This window comes from Actinocatenispora sera (assembly GCF_018324685.1).
GTDB classification, from domain to species: Bacteria; Actinomycetota; Actinomycetes; order Mycobacteriales; family Micromonosporaceae; genus Actinocatenispora; species Actinocatenispora sera.
In genome coordinates this window covers 5,131,455-5,149,621 of sequence record NZ_AP023354.1, presented here as the reverse complement: position 1 = coordinate 5,149,621, position 18,167 = coordinate 5,131,455, and the positions used below count along the sequence as shown (strand labels likewise).

At 71.6% G+C, this 18,167-nt stretch carries 14 protein-coding genes; 5 read left to right on the top strand and 9 right to left on the bottom strand.

What is annotated here, in order from left to right:
- Positions 1-58 precede the first annotated feature (58 nt).
- The 3 genes from Asera_RS24365 to Asera_RS24355 all read left to right on the top strand — a co-directional run bounded on the left by Asera_RS24365 (position 59) and on the right by Asera_RS24355 (position 2,682).
- The gene (locus Asera_RS24365; RefSeq protein WP_157034946.1) at positions 59-1,729 is read left to right on the top strand and encodes an ABC transporter substrate-binding protein; all 1,671 of its coding nucleotides are present in this window, start codon (positions 59-61) and stop codon (positions 1,727-1,729) included.
- Positions 1,730-1,921: 192 nt separating this feature from the next.
- Positions 1,922-2,176 carry a preprotein translocase subunit SecG gene (secG, locus tag Asera_RS24360; protein WP_030447537.1) on the top strand — a complete coding sequence of 85 codons (255 nt, stop codon included), beginning with the start codon at positions 1,922-1,924 and terminating at the stop codon, positions 2,174-2,176.
- Between the two features lie 164 nt (positions 2,177-2,340).
- On the top strand, positions 2,341-2,682 hold the full coding sequence (locus tag Asera_RS24355; protein WP_030447536.1) for an RNA polymerase-binding protein RbpA: 342 nt from the start codon (positions 2,341-2,343) through the stop codon (positions 2,680-2,682).
- A gap of 92 nt (positions 2,683-2,774) precedes the next feature.
- Here the strand turns inward: Asera_RS24355 and pgl are convergent, their stop codons facing one another.
- From pgl to tkt, 5 genes are all read right to left on the bottom strand, one after another.
- Entirely contained in the window at positions 2,775-3,557 is a 783-nt protein-coding gene (pgl, locus tag Asera_RS24350; protein WP_030447535.1) for a 6-phosphogluconolactonase, read from the bottom strand.
- A gap of 113 nt (positions 3,558-3,670) precedes the next feature.
- A complete protein-coding gene (locus Asera_RS24345) occupies positions 3,671-4,708 on the bottom strand; it encodes a glucose-6-phosphate dehydrogenase assembly protein OpcA (RefSeq protein WP_084132004.1) in 1,038 nt (345 codons plus the stop codon).
- Entirely contained in the window at positions 4,705-6,255 is a 1,551-nt protein-coding gene (zwf, locus tag Asera_RS24340) for a glucose-6-phosphate dehydrogenase (RefSeq protein ID WP_030447533.1), read from the bottom strand. The genes Asera_RS24345 and zwf overlap by 4 nt, the downstream gene beginning before the upstream one ends.
- A gap of 71 nt (positions 6,256-6,326) precedes the next feature.
- Entirely contained in the window at positions 6,327-7,433 is a 1,107-nt protein-coding gene (tal, locus tag Asera_RS24335; RefSeq protein ID WP_030447532.1) for a transaldolase, read from the bottom strand.
- Positions 7,434-7,546: 113 nt separating this feature from the next.
- Entirely contained in the window at positions 7,547-9,640 is a 2,094-nt protein-coding gene (gene tkt, locus Asera_RS24330; protein WP_030447531.1) for a transketolase, read from the bottom strand.
- A 440-nt stretch (positions 9,641-10,080) separates the two neighbouring features.
- Here tkt and Asera_RS24325 point away from each other — a divergent pair, with 440 nt between their 5' ends.
- Both Asera_RS24325 and Asera_RS24320 read left to right on the top strand, forming a co-directional pair.
- Complete coding sequence (locus Asera_RS24325) at positions 10,081-11,040, top strand: heme o synthase (protein ID WP_030447530.1); 960 nt, start codon at positions 10,081-10,083, stop codon at positions 11,038-11,040.
- Between the two features lie 188 nt (positions 11,041-11,228).
- Positions 11,229-11,534 carry a hypothetical protein gene (locus Asera_RS24320; RefSeq protein WP_244844008.1) on the top strand — a complete coding sequence of 102 codons (306 nt, stop codon included), beginning with the start codon at positions 11,229-11,231 and terminating at the stop codon, positions 11,532-11,534.
- Positions 11,535-11,695: 161 nt separating this feature from the next.
- On the opposite strand, the gene Asera_RS24315 is transcribed toward Asera_RS24320, so the two are convergent.
- From Asera_RS24315 to Asera_RS24300, 4 genes are all read right to left on the bottom strand, one after another.
- Positions 11,696-12,688 (bottom strand): lysophospholipid acyltransferase family protein, encoded by a 993-nt coding sequence (locus Asera_RS24315; protein WP_035297378.1) that lies wholly within the window; start codon positions 12,686-12,688, stop codon positions 11,696-11,698.
- Positions 12,689-12,692: 4 nt separating this feature from the next.
- Positions 12,693-14,270: an NPN-dependent hydroxyacid isomerase, LarAH14/15/16 family gene (larAH, locus tag Asera_RS24310; protein ID WP_030447527.1), complete on the bottom strand. Its 1,578-nt coding sequence runs from the start codon at positions 14,268-14,270 to the stop codon at positions 12,693-12,695.
- Positions 14,271-14,349: 79 nt separating this feature from the next.
- Positions 14,350-15,615, bottom strand: coding sequence for a zinc-dependent alcohol dehydrogenase (locus Asera_RS24305; protein WP_030447526.1), 1,266 nt, complete (start codon positions 15,613-15,615; stop codon positions 14,350-14,352).
- Positions 15,612-18,116, bottom strand: coding sequence for an HAD-IB family hydrolase (locus Asera_RS24300; protein WP_211255644.1), 2,505 nt, complete (start codon positions 18,114-18,116; stop codon positions 15,612-15,614). Before Asera_RS24300 ends, Asera_RS24305 begins: the two co-directional genes overlap by 4 nt.
- Between the last annotated feature and the right edge of the window lie 51 nt (positions 18,117-18,167).

Genomic DNA, 18,167 nt, shown 5'->3' with positions numbered 1-18,167 from the left:
CCGAGGCTATCTTCGCAGGGTGCGCGGAGTACTTGTATGGCTACACAATGTGCGGATCGTGGGGATCGCTGCCATCGGGACGGCGCTGCTGGCCGTCGCCGCCGGCTGCTCCGGGCCGGCCGGCCACGCCGAGCCGGCCCGCGTACTGCGCCGCGGCGGGACCGTCTACCTGCTCGCCGAGTCCAACGGGTTCGCGCACCTGGACCCGCAGCGCACCTTCACCACGGCCGCGCTCAACGTCAGCCGCCTGATCTACCGCACCCTGACCGCCTTTCGTACCAACCCGAACGGGGTCGGCGTGACGGTGCACCCGGACCTCGCCACCGACCTCGGCCGGGCCTCCGACGGCAACCGCACCTGGCGGTTCACCCTGCGAACCGGCGCCCGCTGGGCCGACGGCAAGCCGGTCACCTGCGCGCAGCTGCGGTACGGCGTGGAGCGCAGCTTCGCGCCCGCCGCGGCCGGTGGCCCGAGCTACCCGCGGCAGTTGCTCGCCGACACCGCCGGGTACCACGGGCCGCCACCCGGCGACGCGTCGGCGCCCGGGCTGTCCTCGGTGCGCTGCGACGGCCGGACGGTGACCTTCCACCTTCGCCGGCCGTGCGGGGACTTCGGCGACGTGGTGGCGATGCCGGTGTTCGCGCCGGTGCGTCCGGACCTCGACGCCCGCGGCGACTACGACGCCCGGCCGGCCTCCGACGGCCCGTACCGGATCGCCCGCCGGACCGACAGCGAGCTGGTGCTGACCCGCAACCGGTACTGGCGTGCGGCCAGCGACCCGATCCGGCCGGCGTACCCGGACCGGTTCGTGGTGCGGTTCGGCGCCGACCCCGGCTGGTCGACCGACGCGCTGGTCACCGACCGCGGCAACGCCCGCGCCTCGATCCAGCTCGACTACAACGTGCCGGCGAACTTCGTCCAGCAGGTCATCAACGATCCGGAGCAGAGTGCCCGGACCGTGTCCGGCCCGACCGGCGCGATCCGCTACCTCGCGATCAACACCCGGCGGGTCACCGACCTGCGCTGCCGGCGGGCGATCGGGCACGTGCTGGACAAGCAGGCGTACCGGATGGCGGTCGGCGGGTTCGTCGCCGGCGACTACGCCGCCACGATGCTGCCGCGCGACATCGCGCCGACCGTCCGGCATCCCACCGTCGCCGCCCCGGCCGGTGACCTGTCCGCGGCGGTGTCGCTGATCGGCCGTACCGGCCGGTGCCCCGACCAGCTGACGCTGGACTACCAGGACGTGTCGAGCTTCCGCTGGGCGGCGCAGACGATCGTCGACTCGCTGCAGCGCATCGGCGTCCAGGTGCACGCCAACGCGATCCCCAAGTCCCGCTTCTACGACGTGGTCGGCGATCCCCGGGCCGAGCACGACCTGGTCCTCGCGGCCTGGGTACCGGACTGGCCGAACGGCTCCTCGTACCTGCCGACGCTGTTCGACGGCCGGCTGCTGGAGGGCAACGCCACGGGTGGCAACTACAACCTGTCCCAGCTCGACGATCCGGCCGTGAACGACATGATCGACGCCGCGCAGGCCGCGACCAGCCGCCGGCGGCAGGACGCCGGCTGGGCCGCCGTGGACGCCGCCGTCCGGGACCGCGGCGCGGTGGTGCCGATCCTGTACGAGCGGGGCCTGGCGATGTACGGCGGCGATGTCGGCGGCGCGGTCATGCAGCCGGTCTACGGTGAGCCGGACGTGCTGGGCCTGGGCCTGCGCCGAGCGTGATCGACGGGTACCGTCGAGGCCGCCGGCCGGCGCGTTTCGGTACGGGTCTGCCCGTGGTCGTGCGCCGATGGCCGGTTATGCTGGGACACCGGTCACGGTGTGCGGCGCCCTGCTCTGATTGCGTGCGGCCCGCCCGACGTGTCGACCCGGCGCGACCGGACCGCCCGATGTACCCGAGAGGATTCGCCCCGCATGAACTGGTTGGTGTACGTCCTGACCGGCCTCCTGTTCGCCACCAGCGGCGTGATGGTGCTGCTGATCCTGCTGCACCGCGGCAAGGGCGGCGGGCTGTCCAGCATGTTCGGTGGCGGTGTGTCGTCGAGCCTGTCCGGTTCGTCGGTCGCGGAGAAGAACCTGGACCGGTTCACCGTCATCTGCGGCGTGCTGTGGTTCGCCTGCATTGTCGGCCTCGGATTGTTGCTGAAAGTGTTCCAAGCTAAGTCGTAATGTGAAAATCACCCCCGGGCAGGTGCCTGAACAGGGGATTCGTCATAAACTCAGCGCGCGGCCGCAATGCGGCCGCGCGCTGAGTCTGTCCCGGCCCGTCGTGGCGGACTCGCGTGGTGTCTTGCGTTCTGCACCCCCCAGCGCGAAGACAGGAGCGAGAAACCGTGGCCACTGGCAACAGCGCCATCCGTGGAACACGAGTCGGCGCCGGCCCGGCACGCTGGGCCGATCACGCCGAACCGGCCCCCCGGCAGCACGTCAGTTACTGGTGCGCGAACGGTCATGAGGCTCGGCCGCTGTTCTCGGCGGGTGCCGCGGCACCCGACACCTGGGACTGCCCGCGGTGCGGCCTGCCGGCCGGACGCGACCGGGACAACCCGCCCGAGCGACCGCGCACCGAGCCGTACAAGACCCACCTCGCGTACGTGAAGGAACGCCGCAGCGACAGCGATGGCGAGGCGATCCTCGCCGAGGCGCTCGCCCGACTCCGCGGCGAACGAGCGTAGCCAGCCGCCGACCGGTACACCGGGTGGTGTGCCGATCGGCGGGTGCCGAGCCCCGAGGAGAGCGACGAAGGCCGTCGCCCGGGGCCGCAGACCTAACGAAGCGGGGAACGGAACCGGGCGGGGACGCCGGCGGCCGCGGCCTGATCGAGCAGCCACACCGTGTCCTGGGTGCCGTGCACCCCACCGGCCGGCAACTGCACCGGGCCCGGGCCGGCCAGCGCCAGCTCGACCGCCCGTGCCTTGCCGGCGCCGGACGCGACCAGCCACACCTCCTCGGCGGAGTCGATCACCGGGGGAGTCAGGCTCAACCGGGTCGGCGGCGGCTTCGGCGCGTTGTGCACCGGGATCACCGTGGCCTCGCCGTACGAGTCCGGGTGCGCCGCCGGGTGCTCCGGGAACAGCGACGCCACGTGCCCGTCCTCGCCGACCCCGAGCATCAGCACGTCGAAGTACGGGATCGTCTGGTGACCCGGCCCGGCCGCCGTGGCGAGCGCTGCCGCGTACCGTTCCGCGGCCGCCTGCGCGTCGTCACCGTCCGGCCCGTCGCTCGCCGGCATCGGGTGCACCCGCGCCGGATCCAGCGGTACCGCCGACAGCAGCGCGGCGCGCGCCTGCGTCTCGTTGCGCTCCGGGTCGCCGGCCGGCAGGAACCGCTCGTCGCCCCACCACACGTCGACCCGGGACCAGTCGATCGCGTCCCTGGCGCGGGAGGCGGCCACCGCCCGGTGCACCGCGTCCGCGATCCGCCCACCGGTCAGCACCACGCTGGCCACCCCGCGGGCGGCCTGCGCGTCCAGCAGCCGGGTGGTCAGCCGGGCCGCGACCGCCTCCGCCAGCACCCCGGCGTCGGCGTGCACGATCACCCTCGAACTCACCGGTCTCTCCGTTCCCTGTTGCTCGGCGACCCGGCGGTGCGCCGACGGGCCGCGGTCGATCGGATGCCGAGACGACCCGGGGCGCGCCATGTCGACGCGCCCCGGGTCCCGGCTCACTTGCCGGACTTCGCCGGCTTCTTGCGTGCCGCCGGTGGCGGCGTGTCCGGCTCGTCCGGCTCCGGCTTCTCCGCCAGCGCCGGGTCGTGCCAGATGTGTACCCGCTGGCTCTCCCGGTCGTTCAGGCCCCTGATGCCGGTGGTCGACGACAGGGCGGCCGCGTACGGCTCGTCCGGGTCGAGCCGGCGCAGCTCCTCGGCCAGCTCCTCACCGAGCGGCTGCCGCAGCAGCGGCATCGTCCGGTCCGGGAACCCGGTGCGGCTGAGCACCGCCGTACCGTCGTCCGCGGTGACGCTCAGCGTGCCGCCGGACTTCACGGTCACCTCGACCGAGGCGATCGCCTTGCCGTCCCCGTCGGCGTACGTCGGCTTGACGCCCAGCCGCGCCTGCAGCCAGCCGCCCAACAGCCGGGCACTCGGGTCGTGCCGGTCGCCCTTGATCGTCACCTTGTCGGCGGCCACCCCGTCGGCGGTGTCGTACGCGCCGGCCAGCGTGGTGCGCCAGGGTGTCAGCCGGGTCCAGGCCAGGTCGGTGTCGCCCGGCGCGTAGTCCTCGGCCCGCCACTTCAGCGCCGCGTCCGGGTCGGCCGCCTGCGCGGTGTCGGTGATGCGCCGGTCGGCGACCACCCCCAGCGGGTCGTACGCGATCTTCTCCGGCGGGTCGCCGTGCCACCAGGTGACCACCGGGACGTCCGGGGCCAGCAACGGCAGCGCCACCGACTCGGCGTGCAGCGCGAGCCGGCCGTGCATGCGCATGATGACCGCCTCGCACGGGCCGAGCCGGCCGCCGACCATGATCTCGGCGTCCAGCCGGGAGTCCTGGTCGAGCACGTTGCGCCGGACCACGATGATCAGCCGGCACGGGTGCTGCTGCGCGGCGATCATCGCGGCCTGCTCGGTGTCGCGCACGTGCCGCTCGTCGACCACGGCGATCAGCGTCAACGCCAGGCCGCTGGTCACGCCGCCCGCGCTGCGCCGCTCCGCGGCCAGTGCCTTGACCACCTCTTGACCGGTGGTGTCCCACAGTGCGATCACGGCCGCCTCCAGGTCCGACCATCGCGGGCCAGCATCTCGTCGGCCTCGCGCGGGCCCCACTCACCGGCCCGGTAGTGGTAGGGCGTGGTGTTCGTCCAGTACTCCTCGAGCGGGTCGACGATCTTCCAGCTCTCCTCGACCTCCTGGGAGTTCGGGAACAGCGTCTTGTCGCCGATCAGCACGTCCAGGATGAGCCGCTCGTACGCCTCCGGGGAGGACTCGGTGAACGCCTCGCCGTACAGGAAGTCCATCGCGATGTCGCGGACCTCCATGGCGCTGCCGGGCACCTTCGACCCGAACTTGAGCGTGACGCCCTCGTCCGGCTGGACCCGGATCACCAGCTGGTTGTGGCCCAGCTCCTCGGTGTCGGTCTTGGCGAACGGCAGGTGCGGCGCGGTCTTGAACGACACCGCGATCTCGGTGACCCGCCGCGGCAGCCGCTTGCCGGCCCGGATGTAGAACGGCACCCCGGCCCACCGCCGGTTCTGCACGCCGAGCCGGACCGCGACGTAGGTCTCGGTGGTCGAGTCGGCCGGGACGTCCTTCTCCTGGTGGTAGCCGATCGCGCGCTCGCCGGCGACCCATCCCTGGCTGTACTGCCCGCGGATGGCGTAGCGCTTGGTGTCGTCGGGCAGCGTGATCGCCCGCAGCACCTTCAGCTTCTCCACCCGCAGCGACTCGGAGTCGAAGCTGACCGGCTCCTCCAGCGCCACCATCGTCAGCAGCTGCAGCAGGTGGTTCTGCAGCACGTCCCGGGCGGCGCCGGCCGCGTCGTAGAACCCGGCGCGGGTACCGATGCCGACGTCCTCGGCCATCGTGATCTGCACCGAGTCGACGTAGTGCGAGTTCCAGACCGGCTCGAACAGCGTGTTGGCGAAGCGCAGTGCCAGGATGTTCTGCACCGTCTCTTTGCCGAGGTAGTGGTCGATGCGGAACACGTCGTGCGGGGTGAACACGTTGTCCACCAGGCCGTTGAGCTCCCGTGCCGAGTCCAGGTCGTGCCCGAACGGCTTCTCCACCACCACCCGGCGCCAGCCGCCGGACTTGTCGTTGTCGGCCATCCCGGTGCGCTCCAGCTGCTTGAGCACGGTCGGGAACGCCGGCGGCGGGATCGACAGGTAGAACGCCGCGTTGCCGGGGATGCCGTGCGTCTCGCGCAGCTTGTCCAGGGTGGCGGCGAGCGTGTCGAACGCCTCGTCGTCGTCGAACGAGCCCGGTACGAACTTGATGCTGCCCGACAGCCGGGCCCACACCTGCTCCCGCCACGGGGTACGCGCATGCTGCTGCGCCGCGTCCCGGGCGATGGACTCGAAGTCGCCGTGCCCCCAGTCGCGCCGGGCGAAGCCCAGCATGACGAAACCGGGCGGCAGCAGCCCCCGGTTCGCGAGGTCGTAGACGGCCGGAATCAGTTTCTTGCGGGCCAGGTCGCCGGTGACCCCGAAGATCACCAAGGCGCACGGCTCCGGTACCCGCGGCAGCCGGCGATCCTGCGGATCGCGCAGCGGGTTGCGAGCCTTGACAGGCTCGGTGGCGGCGGACCGCCTCACTGGTGCCCTCCCTGCATCGGTGGCCGCCGGGCGGTTACGCCCGGCGGCCGCGGGTTCGTCCGCGGATGCGGTCACTTCGCCTGGCCGAGCTGGTCGGACACGCTGTCCAGCAGCTCCTGCCAGCTCTTCTCGAACTTCTCCACGCCCTCGCGCTCCAGCACCGCGGTCACGTCGTCGAAGTCGACGCCCAGCGCCCTGAGTGACTCCATCACCTGCTGCGCGTCGGCGTAGTTGCCGGTGATGGTGTCACCGCGGGTCTCCCCGTGGTCGGCGTAGGCGAGGATGGTCTTCTCCGGCGCGGTGTTCACCACGCCCGGGGCGACGAGCTCCTCCACGTACAGGGTGTCGCGCAGGTTCGGGTCCTTGGTGCTGGTGGAGGCCCACAGCGGACGCTGCGGCTTCGCGCCGGCCGCGGCCAGTGCCTGCCACCGCTCGGAGGCGAACTTCTGCTCGTACAGCTGGTAGGCGAGCCGGGCGTTGGCGATCGCCGCGGTGGCGCGCAGCTTGTCCGCCTCCGGGCCGCCGATCGCGTCCAGGCGCTTGTCCACCTCGGTGTCGACCCGGGAGACGAAGAACGACGCGACGCTGGTCAGCCGGGACAGGTCGTGCCCGTTCGCCTTGGCCTGCTCCAGCCCGGCGAAGAACGCGTCGATCACCTCGGCATACCGCTCCAGGCCGAAGATCAGCGTCACGTTCACGCTGATGCCCTCCGCCAGGGTGGCGGTGATCGCCGGCACGCCCTCCGGCGTGGCCGGGATCTTGATGAACAGGTTCGGCCGGTCCACCAGCCACCACAGCGCGCTGGCCTCGGCGACGGTCTTGTCGGTCTCGTGCGCGAGTCGCGGGTCGACCTCCAGCGAGACCCGGCCGTCGACCCCGTCGCTCGCGTCGTACTCGGGGCGCAGCACGTCGCAGGCCCAGCGCACGTCGTACGTGGTGATCATCCGGGTGGCCTCGTCCAGCGAGACGCCGCGCCGCGCCAGGTCGGTGACCTGCGAGGCGTACGCGTCGGCACCGGCCAGCGCCTTGGCGAAGATCGTCGGGTTGCTGGTGACGCCGACGACGTGCTTGTCCCGGCGCAGCTCGTCCAGGTTGCCCGAGACGAGCCGTTGCCGGGAGATGTCGTCGAGCCACAGCGCCACGCCGGCTGCGGACAGTTCGGCGAGTTTGTCGGTCATGATGAGCTTTCACCTCCTGCCGCTCGCCAGGCCCGCCGGCGGGGCGCGCGGCTGCGTTCGTGTTCTGTTCCCTTTATGGGTTCAACGGGAAACCCGCCGTCAAACGTTCCCGGTCAGCCGATGGCGGCCACCCGCTCGCGGCTGCGGTGCGCGGCCGCCACCACCTTGTCGACGGTGAAACCGAACTCCTCGAACAGGACGGTGTCGGGTGCGCTGGCGCCGTAGTGCTCGATGCTCACCGACTCGCCCAGATCACCCACGATGCCCCGCCAGTACAGCGCGATGCCGGCCTCGACCGAGACGCGCGCCCGCACCGACGGCGGCAGCACCTCGTCCCGGTACGACCGGGGCTGCGCCTCGAACCACTCGGTGCACGGCATCGAGACCACCCGGGTCGGCACCCCCTCGGCCTGCAGCGCGTCCCGGGAGCGCAGCGCGAGCTGCACCTCGCTGCCGGTGGCCACCAGGATCACCTCCGGCGCGGCCCCCTCGGCCTCGGCGAGCACGTACCCGCCCTTGGCGGTGCCCTCGGCCGCGCCGTGGGTGGCACGGTCGACGGTCGGCAGGTTCTGCCGGGACAGCACCAGCGCGGTCGGCCGGTCGGTGTGCTCCAGCGCACCCCGCCACGCCCACGCGGTCTCGTTCGCGTCGGCCGGCCGGACCACGTCCAGGCCGGGGATGGCGCGCAGCGCGGTCAGGTGCTCGATCGGCTGGTGGGTCGGGCCGTCGCCGCCCAGCCCGATCGAGTCGTGCGTCCACACGTAGACCACCGGCAGCTGCATCAGCGCCGCGAGCCGCACCGCGGGCCGCATGTAGTCGCTGAACACCAGGAACGTGCCGCCGAACGGGCGGGTCCCGCCGTGCAGCACGATGCCGTTGAGGATCGAGCCCATGCCGTGCTCGCGGATGCCGAAGTGCAGCACCCGGCCGTACGGGTCGCCGGGGAACATCTTCGTCGCGTGCTCGGTGGGCAGGAACGACTCGGCGCCCTCGATGGTGGTGTTGTTGCTCTCGGCCAGGTCGGCGGAGCCGCCCCACAGCTCGGGCAGCATCTCGGCGATCGAGTTGATCACCTTGCTGGACGCCTTGCGGGTGGCCATGCCCTTTGCGTCGGCCGGGAACTCCGGCAGCGCGGTGTGCCAGCCGTCCGGCAGCGCCCGCCGGGACAGCCGCTCGTACAGGGCGTGCCGCTCCGGGTTGGCCTTCGCCCAGGCGTCGTAGCCCTTGGTCCACTCGGCCTGCTCGGCCTCGCCGCGGGCCAGCGCCTTGCGGGCGTGCGCCAGGACGTCGTCGGCGACTGCGAAGTGCTGCTCCGGGTCGAAGCCGAGGACCTTCTTGGTGGCGGCGAGCTCGTCGGCGCCCAGCGCCGAACCGTGGATCTTGCCGGTGTTCTGCTTGTTCGGCGCCGGCCAGCCGATGATGGTGCGCAGCGCGATGAACGACGGCTTGTCGGTCACCGCCTTCGCGGCCTCGATCGCCCGGTACAGCGCCTCCGGGTCCTCGTGATAATCGCCACCTGTGGTCCAGTCCACCTTCTGCACGTGCCAGCCGTACGCCTCGTAGCGGGCCAGCACGTCCTCGGACTTGGCGACGTTGGTGTCGTCCTCGATCGAGATGTAGTTGTCGTCGTAGAGCACGACCAGGTTGCCCAGCTGCTGGTGCCCGGCCAGCGCGCTGACCTCGTGCGTGATGCCCTCTTCGATGTCGCCGTCGGAGCAGATCGCGTACACGAAGTGGTCGAACGGGCTGCGCTGCGGCGCCGCGTCCGGGTCGTACAGGCCGCGCTCCCGGCGGGCCGCCATCGCCATCCCGACCGCGTTGCCGAGCCCCTGGCCGAGCGGCCCGGTGGTGGTCTCGACGCCGGCGGTGTGGCCGTGCTCCGGGTGCCCGGGGGTCCGCGACTGCCACTGCCGCAGCTGCTTGAGGTCCTCCAGCTCCAGGCCGTACCCGGCCAGGTAGAGCTGGATGTACAGGGTGAGGCTGGAGTGCCCGGCGGAGAGCACGAAGCGGTCCCGTCCGGCCCAGTCGGGGTTGGCCGGGTCGTGCCGCATCACCCGCTGGAACAGCAGGTACGCGGCCGGCGCGAGGCTCATCGCGGTGCCGGGGTGGCCGCTGCCCGCCTGCTCGACGGCGTCCGCGGCGAGGACCCGGACCGTGTCCACCGTGCGCCGGTCGAGCTCAGACCATTCGAATGGGGTGTCCGTCACGGTATGGCTCTCCTGTCCTCAACGTTGCTTCGAACCGGTGGTGTGCGGCGTGCGTGCACGTGCCCGCCTGAAACCCACCAGGTCGACCCTACCCACGCCGCGCACGCAGCGTGGTTGGATCCCTCGCGTGCCACCTGCTGGACCCTGTGCCAACCTGTAGTCAGGGGAAACGCACCCTGCCGGTCGTCGATGCCGTTGGTCGGCAATCGTTTGTCCATCGTTTCTCATCGCGACGTGCGGGCGTGCGCCGGGGGTCCGTCGGTACCGCGGGTGACCGGCTCGCCACCGTCCCTCCGGGGTGAGATGGGCGCGCCGAATCCGGCACCCTGCCGCAGCCGGCGCACCGAGCGGCACTAGTCTGTTCTACGACACGTAGTACGGCTCCGGTGCAGTTCGCAGGAGCACTCCTCGTCCCGACGCCGGAAGGTGGCTGGATCCGCGTGAGTACGGTCGCCGACCGCGAAGCCTCCGACGCGCAGCAGTCCGCGGAGACCGCCCCGGCCGTTGCCTCGACGCCGACGCGGGCCGCGCACGCGAGGGCGGTGTTCGCCGCCTACCTGGCGCTGACCAAGCCGCGCATCATCGAGCTGCTGCTGATCACCACGGTGCCGGCCATGTTCCTCGCCGCGCACGGGTTGCCGAGCATCGTGACGATGGTGATCGTGGTGGTGGGCGGCGCGCTCGCCGCCGGCAGCGCCAACGCGCTCAACTGCTACATCGACCGCGACATCGACCAGGTGATGCGGCGCACCTCGACCCGCCCGCTGGTGCGGCACATCGTCTCGCCGCGCGCGGCGCTGGTGTTCGGGCTGGTCATCGGCGTCACCTCGGTGCTGCTGATCGGGCTGACCACCAACTGGCTGGCCGGCGGGCTGACGCTCGCCGCGATCTTCTACTACGACGTGGTCTACACGCTGCTGCTCAAGCGGCGCACCGCGGCGAACACGTTCTGGGGCGGCGCCTGCGGCAGTGCACCGGTACTGATCGGCTGGGCGGCCGTGACCGGCGGCCTGGGCATCACGCCGTGGCTGGTGTTCGCGGTGGTGTTCTTCTGGCAGCCGCCGCACTTCTGGGCGCTGGCGATCAAGTTCAAGAAGGACTACGCCGCTGCCGGGGTGCCGATGTTGCCGGTGGTCGCCTCGCTGCGCCGGGTGCTGGTGGAGTCGGCGATCTACTCGTGGTTGATGGTCGCCTGCTCGATCGCGCTCTGGCCGGTCGCGACGAGCTGGGTCTACGGCGCGGTCGCGGTGGTGCTCGGCGCGCTGTTCCTGTTCGAGGTGCACCGGCTGCTGCACCGCGAGAAGCGCGGTCAGAAGATCAAGCCGATGTACCTGTTCCACTGGTCGATCACCTACCTGACGCTGTTGTTCATCGCGCTGGCCGTCGACGCCTTCCTGTAGGCACCGAACGGGGCCCCCGGGTGAGGGATGTCATGCCCATCGATATGGTGGTCCGGGACGCGCTCGCGGACCGGACTAAACCGGCGGTAAACGGGCCGATGAGCAGTAAGTCGCATCACAGCTTTTGACGAGTTCCGCCGCGGGCCGCGCATCGACTGCCTAGCCTCACTGACATGCCAGATACCCCCATGGCTTCAACGGAGTCCGAACAGGTCCCCTCCGGGATCGTGGCGGGACTCAAGGCGTTCACCAGTGAGCACGACGGTGCTACCGCCGTGATCGAGTACGTCGGCCGCCGCGGCGCGCGCATCGTGCTGGTCGGCGAGGACGGCGCGTGGGGCGACCAGCTCGCCCCGGCCACCGACGTCGCCCGGGCAGCGTGCCGGGAGGCCGGCGTACCGGTCGAGAACGGCTGGGAGCGCGAACTGACCGAGAACATGCACGGCGGCCCCTCGCTGTGGGGTTCGATGGGCCGCACCGCGCTGGCCCGCTGACCCGCGCCGGCCCCGTCGGGCGTCGCGCCGGCGGGGCCGTACCGGTGATCCGGATCGGATTCTTTCAACGGGGCGCCGCAGCGAAAATCAAGCGGTCCGCGCCGGCGATGGCATGTCCGCCGGGAGCGGGCACCTGCCGGGCGGCAGGTACCCGCCGTGCCTCAGCGGCCGGGCCAGACCGGGCGGGGGCGCTCGTCGTCGAGCGGCCGGGTGGACTCCCAGATCCGCCGCCACCGGGACGCGTCCGCCGGCTCGGCCGGCGCCACGTCGGTACCGGCGGCCGGGGCCGCCTCGATGGCCGGCGTGGCCTCGGCGGCGATCGCCTTCGGCCCGGTCGGGGCGGAGAGCTGGCCCGCGGCCGAGGCCCGCAGCGCCTCGTACCAGCCGAGCTCCTCCTCGTTCCACAGCCGGGTGACCTCGGACATCATCCGGAAGCTGAAGTCGCGCACACCCTCACCGGCCTCGGCCCGCATCGGCCGGCCGTACCGGATGACGACCTTCGGGCGGCCCGGCCGCGGCCAGTTGCGGCCGCGCGGCATGGCACCGTACGTGCCGCGCAGCGAGATCGGCACGCACGGGATGCCCTTGGAGATGCACAGCGCCGCGGCGCCCACCTTGAACGGGTTCATCCAGCCGTCCTGCGACCGGGTGCCCTCCGGGAACAGCAGCAGCGACCAGGCGTCGTCGACCAGCCGGCCGGCGAGCCCGCGCAGCCGGCGCGACCCGTACCGCTCCACCGGGAAGGTGTTGAACACCAGCGCGGTGGTGAAGGCGCGCCAGCGGGCGTCGAAGAAGTAGTCGGCCGCGGCGCCGACCGCCAGCCGGTCGGTGAACCGGCGAGGCAGCGAACCGAGGATCATCGGCGTGTCGAGGTGGCTGGAGTGGTTGGCGATGAAGATCGCCGGGCCGCGCAGCCCGTCGAGGTATTCGCGCCCCTCGACGGTAACCCGGGTCTGGCTCCAGGCCACCGGCTTGAGCACGCCGCGCTGGATCGCGGTGCGCACGATGCCGGTGACCGGGGTGCGCGCCCACGCGGTCGGGAACTCCTTCGGCTCGTGCTTGTGCGCCCACGGCTCGGCCGAGCGCGGGGTGCGGGACCGGCCACGCCAGTCCCGGCCCCGCGACAGCAGCTTGGCCTCACTGATCAGACCCATGGCCCTACCTCACATCCGCGAGGGTCAGCGGCGGCATGTGCAGGTAGCTGATCTCCGGGCTGGACCCGACCGTGTGCTTGGCCATCTCCAGCGCGTCGCCCAGCGTCGTCGCGGTACGGAAGCCCAGCCGTGCGGCGGTCTTGCGGTCCGCGCCGACGAAGATCACGTCGCCCAGGTGGTCCATGGCGTGCGACGCCCAGTACCACATGTAGAACGGGTGCACGCCGTGGTACGCGTACGAGTTGCGGTACAGGTGGATGTACCACTCGTCGGTGGCGAACTGCTTCTCGTACTTGGCTTCCAGCTGCGCCGGGTCGGTCGTCTCGGCCAGCACCTCTTCGAAGAAGTCGATGTAGCTCGGGTGGTGCACCGGATGGAACTCGTTCGGCATCGGGTGGTAGAAGATGCCGACGCCGCCCTGCCGCACGATCGGCTTGTTCAGGTACATGTTGAACTGGTAGCCCAGCCCCATCGACGTCACCAGGATCGGGTTCATGATCGAGTTGACGTTGTAGGGGCAGATGAACGGCACGCCGAAGATGCCGATGTCGGCCTGGCCGTTGACCTCGACCCGCTGCTGCTCGTGGACCTTGGCCATGGTCAGCGGGTGCACCTCGCTCGGCGCACCGGCGTTGATGCCGGTCATCTTGTACGGCGCGTACTGGCTCTGCCAGACCTTGCGCCGCATCTTGGTCGGCAGCATCTCGTTGGCCCGCTTGACCGCGAGGTAGGACGCCTGGTCCTTGAGGTTCCACTCCCACTCGCGCTTGTTCAGGAAGCCCATCGCGGACGGGAACGACTCGCTGTTGACGCTCGTCTCGATGGTGAACACCTTGACGTGCCCGCCGAGCAGGTCGGCCATCCGGTTGTACGAGTGGTGCATCGCCGAGTTCGGCGGGTCGTTGAACGACCGCGAGTGCTTCAGCACGTGCGAGTTGTGGTGGTGGCGCAGGCTGTTGTAGCCGGCCAGGCCCACCGACACCGACTTCGGGCCACCGGACATCGGGGTCAGGTTGATGTTGACGTAGATCAACAGGTCGGACTCCATCGCCCGCTTGTTGAGCTCCACGTCCTCACCGTGGTCGGTCTTGCCGAGGTGGACCATGTTGTCCTTGTCCTCGGCGTCGTGGTTGCGCAGGTGCTCGGGGAAGAACGCGCGGAACACCCGCTCGCCGACCGCCCGCTTCAGCTCGCTCGGCGTCATCCGCCGGTGCAGCGCGTTCGCCGCGACCAGCTCGACGTCGTTGACGCCCTTGCGCGCGGCCAGCTCCAGCACGTGCTCGAGGATGCGCTGCCGGATGTCCGGGGTCTGCATCTGCGGCAACGGCAGCGAGATGTCGTCGAACGCGATCGTCAGCTTCATGCCCGGCTTCAGCAGCTCGGGCAGCGGCTCCATGCCGTGCGGGTGCAGCAGCGCGTGCCGGATCGCGGCGTTCACGTCCCGCAGCCCGGGCAGCGGATCCGGCCCGTAGATGACCTTGCTGCCCAGCGGCAGATTTTCCAGCCGGAACCCCTCGCCCTGGTGGATCAGCAGCGGTGGGGTCCGCTCATCGACCTCAAGTACGAACCCTGGCCTGCTCACGCCGCAGCCTCCCGTTGGGTACCAACAAATGTCGTGTCCATCGCGTCTGTCCGCGCCGCCTTCGTCATGACCGCCCCCGTCACTGCTGGCCCGGGGCGAAGGCGACCTTGACGGTACCGAGCCGGCCCGCCGCGAAGGCGTGCCCGATCGCGTCCCGCCACTGGCTCAGCGAGTAGACCGCGTCCACGTAACCGTCCAGCGGCGCGGTTCCGGCGAGCGCCATCGCCTCGGCGAAGTCGCCGTCCCGGCCATCGGCGCGGGTGCGCTCCTCGGCCGCGTTCGGCACGTCGTCGGTGACCTTCTCCGGGCCGCCGTGGTCGGAGGCGTAGGCGCCGACCAGGCTCAGCTCCCGGTACCACAGCGGGGTCAGGTCGACGCCGCTCGCCGGGATGCCGGAGGCGACCACGGTGCCGCCGGCGCGCACCATCCGCAGCGCGGAGGTCAGGCCGCCGGCCCCGCCGGTGCACTCGAACGCGATGTCCGCGCCGCCGAGCAGGAAGTCCGCACCCATCTGCGGGTGTTGCAACGAACCGCCGGTGGCGCGGCGCAGCGCCCGCGCCGCCCGCTTCGGCTCGAACACCTCGGTGGCGCCCAGCTGCAGCGCGCGCTCCCGCTGGTGGCGGTGCTTGGCGACGACGTAGATCGGGCCGGCCTGGGTGAACTCGCGCAGCGCCAGCAGGGTGAACAGGCCGACCGTGCCGGCGCCGATCAGCAGTACCGAGGCGCCGGCCGGTACGTGTACCCGGCGGACCGAGTGCACGGCGCACGCGATCGGCTCGACCAGCACCGCGCGCTCGTTGCTCAGCTCGTCCGGTACCGGGTGCAGCTGGCTCGCGTGCGCCACGAACTGCTTGCTCCAGCCGCCGCCGGTGTCGCCGCAGAACCCGGTCTGCAACCCGGAGGAGACCGCGCCGCCGGTGATCCGGTCGCAGCGCGACTCGCGGCCGGTGGCGCACCAGATGCACGGCTCGACGCCGCGCGGCCGGCAGGACAGCACCGGGTCCATCACCACCCGGCTGCCCTTCGGCAGGCCGGGCAGCTCGTCCATGGTCTCCGCGACGACCTCGTGCCCGGGCACGAACGGCGTCGAGATCATCGGCGACAGGTAGGGCGAGTTCGAGCCGGACAGCAGCCCCAGGTCCGAGCCGCAGATGCCGGACAGCAGCGGCTTGAGCCGGGTCCACTCGTCGCTGGGCCGGCGCGGCTCGGACTTGTTGGTCAGCCGCAGCGGCGCCATGTTGCCGACGAGCAGGCCGGCCATCCGGCCGCCGAGCTTGGTGCCGGTCGCGGTGCGGGTCGCGATGTACCGGGCCGCGGAGCGGTGGTATTCCAGCGCCAGGATCACCGGGTCACCTCCGACCCGCCGGCGGGCAGCGAGCGGACCGGCGCACCCGGCAGCGCGGTCGTGCTCGTCCCGGTCGGCAACACCGCCGCCTGCCCCCAGCTGCCCGCGAGCAGGCTGTCGCGACTGCCGTCCATCAGCGCCTCCACCGGGCCGCGGGTGTGCTTACCCCACTCGCGCACTGTCCACTTCTTCCGCTTCGCATGCCGGTACAGCTTCGGGTCGGGGTTGACCGCGTTCGGGTTGCCGACCGCCTCGAGCAGCGGTCGGTCGGAGAAGCTGTCGCCGTAGGCGTACGACTTGCCGAGGTCGAACCCGTTGAGCCGGGCGTAGCGGCGCAGGAACGCCGCCCGCGCCTCGCCGACCAGCGGCGGCCCGTCCAGGTAGCCGGTGAACCGGCCGTCCACCACGTGCAACCGGCTCGCCACGATGTCGTCGAACAGCCCGTTCAGCGGTTCGACCAGGATGTCGATCGCGCCGGTGATCAGCAGCGTGCGATGCCCGGCGGCCTTGTGCCTGCGGATCTGCCGGACCGCCTCCGGCAGCGCCCGGGCCAGAAGCGTGTCACCGAGCCGGTCCGCGACGATCCGGCGCAGCGCCTGCTCGTCGGCGCCCTCGTAGCGGCGCAGGAAGGTGCGGACGAAGTCGCCCCGGTCGCGCCGCTCGGCGCGCAGGTACTTCGGCATCGAGGTGGCCAGGTCGGCCAGCTCGCCCACCCAGCCGGACTTCGGTCGGCCGGCGAGCCGGGCCCACAGGTACGCCTCGATCATGTTCGAGGCGATGACCGTGCCCTCGAGGTCGAACACCGCGACCGCATCGGTGCGCTCCGGCAGCGTCTCGCGCTTGGCGACGGTACGCGAGCGGGGCCGCGACCCGATCGCCCGCATCGCCGCGGTGATCGCCGGGTAGTGCACGTCCTCGAGGTAGTAGGTCCAGTCGATGACGCGCGGATCGAAGCCGTGCCGCTCCCGCTCGTCGGCCGGCAGCGACTCGTGCAGCGCGAGCAGCCGGTCGTCGGTGTAGATGACCTCGGCCTCGGTGTACACCCCGTAGAGATCGGAGTACTTGCGCAGGAACTCCAGCTCGCGCTGCTTGCGGTGGACCTTGGTCATCCAGTCGCGGGTGCGCGGCGACGCCGGCATCTTCAGCAGCGCGGACTCGGCGAAACCGGTCGCCCGCTCGCCGGTGCGCAGCAGCCGCTCGACCGCCTGCGAGCCGGGGAACGTCCAGAGCGGCACCTTGATCTCGCCGCGCCCGCCGTCGGGCATCGGGTGCGCCTCGAAGTACTCCCGGATGGTCCGGTACATCTCCCGGATCGGCAGCGGGTTGGAGTGCCCGGACCCGACGTGGAAGTACTGTGCCTCGCCCGGCTGCGTCGGTGCGGTCGCGGCGGCCAGCGTGGCGTTGACGACCAGGTCGACCGGGATCACGTCGAGCACGCCGTCCGGCAGGCCGGGGAACTCCTGCAACACACCCCGCCCGTACGCCAGGATGATCGGGTCGGCCATCTTGAAGCCGTCGATCCACCCCGGGAACGGGTACTTCAGGGCACTTTCCACGATCGCCGGTCGCACCACGGTCAGCCGGTGGCCGGCGCCGGCCCACAGCTGCTCCGCGGCGCGCTCGCCCAGCGCCTTGGTGAACGTGTACACGTCCGGCCAGCCGAGGCTCTGCGCGCGCAGCCGGCCGTAGTCGATCAGCCGCTTGGACACCCACTCCTTGCGGGCCTCCTCGGCGGCCAGCGCGGCCGACTGCGGGCCGGCCTTGCCGTGCTCCTCGCGGGCCTCGGCGAGCGCCTTGCGCAGCGCCTCCGGCCGGCGCGAGTCGCGCTCCACCTCGTCGCGCGCGGCCAGCGCCGAGGCGAGCTCGGTCTGCCAGTCGACGGTGTGATCCAGCGACGCCTCGGGCACCACGCCCTTGCGGGCGCCGGCGACGTACGCGGTCGAGATGTGCACCACGTGCGGGCTGGTGCCGGTCGCCGCGATCGCCTGGTACAGGTTGACCACGCCGGACACGTTGGTCCGGAACGCCTCGTCGATCGGTGGGTCGAACGACACCGTGGACGCGCAGTGAATCACCACGTCCAGATCGTCCGGCAGGCTCGGCGGGTTGCCGCCCAGGTCGCCCTCGACCACGTCGACGCGTTCGGCCGCGATCCGGGCCGCCTCCTCGTCGCCGACCCGCTCGCGCCAGGTGTTGAACACCGGCTTGCGCAGCATGCTGTCCAGTCGCTGCGCGGCGGGCGTGCTGCCCTTGCGCCGGATCAGCACCGAGACCCGCGTGTCCGGATAGTCGGACAGCAGCTTCTCCAGGGTCGCCTGACCCAGGAAGCCGGTCGCCCCGGTGAGCAAGACGTGCGCACCGGCCAACCGGCGAGCTTCCCCGCCCGTACCGACGTGCTCGCCGCTGTGGTCGTCCGCCACCTGCGCCCTCCCCGGCAGATCGATCGCCATCACCGCGGCCCGGTCCCGGCAGTCGCCGGCCGATCCCGTCGGCTCCGACACGTTATACGTTGCCACCCGCGGTGTTCCAGGCCGGGTGACGATGCCTCGATT

Excerpts from the sequence above, each read along its gene's own strand:
- secG (WP_030447537.1), top strand. The coding sequence starts at position 1,922 with ATGAACTGGTTGGTGTACGTCCTGACCGGCCTCCTGTTCGCCACCAGC.
- tal (WP_030447532.1), bottom strand. The coding sequence starts at position 7,433 with ATGACCGACAAACTCGCCGAACTGTCCGCAGCCGGCGTGGCGCTGTGG.
- Asera_RS24320 (WP_244844008.1), top strand. The coding sequence starts at position 11,229 with ATGGCTTCAACGGAGTCCGAACAGGTCCCCTCCGGGATCGTGGCGGGA.
- Asera_RS24315 (WP_035297378.1), bottom strand. The coding sequence starts at position 12,688 with ATGGGTCTGATCAGTGAGGCCAAGCTGCTGTCGCGGGGCCGGGACTGG.